The 1764-nt window shown below is 70.9% G+C and carries 2 protein-coding genes; both read left to right on the forward strand.

The features are described from left to right. A partial coding sequence (locus tag GT354_RS30585; protein ID WP_161359618.1) for an ATP-binding cassette domain-containing protein occupies positions 1–831 on the forward strand: 831 nt, incomplete at its 5' end. Beyond that, a complete protein-coding gene (locus GT354_RS30590) occupies positions 831–1709 on the forward strand; it encodes an ABC transporter permease subunit (RefSeq protein WP_161359619.1) in 879 nt (292 codons plus the stop codon). The genes GT354_RS30585 and GT354_RS30590, both read left to right, overlap by 1 nt. Positions 1710–1764: the final 55 nt, after the last annotated feature.

The raw sequence follows: 1764 nt of genomic DNA on the forward strand, positions 1-1764 counted from the left end.
CCCAACGGCGCGGGCAAGTCCACCACGATGCGAATGATCCTGGGCCTGGACAGCCCCACGTCCGGTGCCGTCACCGTCAACGGCCGCCGCTACCTCGACCATCGCGCACCGCTGCACGAGGTCGGCGCGCTTTTGGAGGCCAAGGCCGTGCACACCGGCCGCTCCGCGTACAACCACCTGCTCTCGATGGCGGCCACCAGCGGCATCGGCAAACGCCGAGTCGCCGCCGTGATCGAGCAGGTCGGTCTGGGCGACGTGGCCCGCAGGCGGGTCGGCGGGTTCTCGCTCGGCATGGGCCAGCGCCTCGGCATCGCCACCGCGCTGCTGGGCGATCCCGCCACGCTCGTACTCGACGAGCCGGTCAACGGGCTCGACCCCGAGGGCATCCTGTGGATCCGCACGCTGCTCAAGTCCCTGGCCGCCGAGGGCCGCACGGTATTCCTGTCCTCACATTTGATGAGCGAGATGGCCCTGACCGCGGAACACCTGATCGTGGTCGGCCGAGGCCGGTTGATCGCCGATACGTCCGTCGTCGACTTCACCCGTTCCGCGTCGCGCAACCAGGTCCGGGTGCGCACACCCGACGCCGACGCGCTGGAGGGGCTGCTGCGACTCGGATCCGACGTGCGCGTGACGCGCCGAACCGGGGATGTTTTGGAGGTGGAGGGGTTGACCTGCGACGACATCGGCCGGCTCGCGGCGGCGCACGGGGTCGTCCTGTACGAGTTGGTGCCCCAACAGGCGTCCCTGGAGGAGGCATTCATGGAACTGACCCGAGACGCCGTCGAATACCAGGTGGATGCCGAGCAGCGCACCGGGGCGGTGGCCTGATGTCGACGACCTACCCGGGCTCCGTTCCCGGTTCCGGCCCCACTCCCGGTTCGGCTCCCGGTTCCGTTCCCGTCTTCGAGTCGCGCGCCGCGGGGCGGGGCGCGGTCACCTTCCCGCGCGTGCTCGACGCCGAGTGGATCAAGCTGCGCAGCCTGCGCTCGACGTTCTATACGCTGCTCGCCGCGATCGTCTTCCTGATCGGCTTCGGCCTCGTGCTGTGCGCGGTGATGGCGCACTCGTGGCCCACGATGAGCGAGGCCAACCGCGCGGACTTCTCCCCACCCAACGGGGCGCTGAGCGGATTCTTCGTCGGGCAGCTCGCGATCGGCGCACTCGGCGTGCTCGTGGTCACGGGCGAATACGCCACGGGTTCGATCCGCGCGACGATGTCGGCCGTGCCACACCGGCTGCCGGTGCTGTGGGCCAAGGCGCTCGTCTTCGCGGTCGTCACGTTCGTGTCGACCGGAATCGCCGCGGTGATCGCCTTCCTCGGTGGTCAGGCGCTGCTGGCCGATCGCCACGTCGGAGTCTCGCTCGGCGACGCCGGCGTACCGCGGGTGGTGGTCGGCGTGCCGCTCTACCTGACCCTGGTCGCGGTGCTCGCGATCGGCCTCGGCACGGTCATCCGCAGTACCGCGGGCGGGATCTCGGCCGTGGTCGGACTCTTGCTCGTGCTGCCCGCGCTGGCCCAGGTGATGCCGCGGTCGTGGCAGAACAACGGTACGAAGTTCCTGCCGAGCGAGGCGGGCCAGTCGTTCCTGCGCTGGCACCACGCGGAGCACACGCTGACCCCGGGGACCGGGCTCGCGGTGTTCGCGCTGTACGCGTTCGCGTCACTGGCCGTCGCGGCCGTGCTGCTCCGGCGTCGCGACACGTGAACGGGCGCCTCGGCGGGTACGGCGGCGAGCCTCGGCGCGCCGCCGTACCCGCGCG

The organism is Streptomyces sp. SID3343 (genome assembly GCF_009865215.1).
Classification (GTDB): Bacteria; Actinomycetota; Actinomycetes; order Streptomycetales; family Streptomycetaceae; genus Embleya.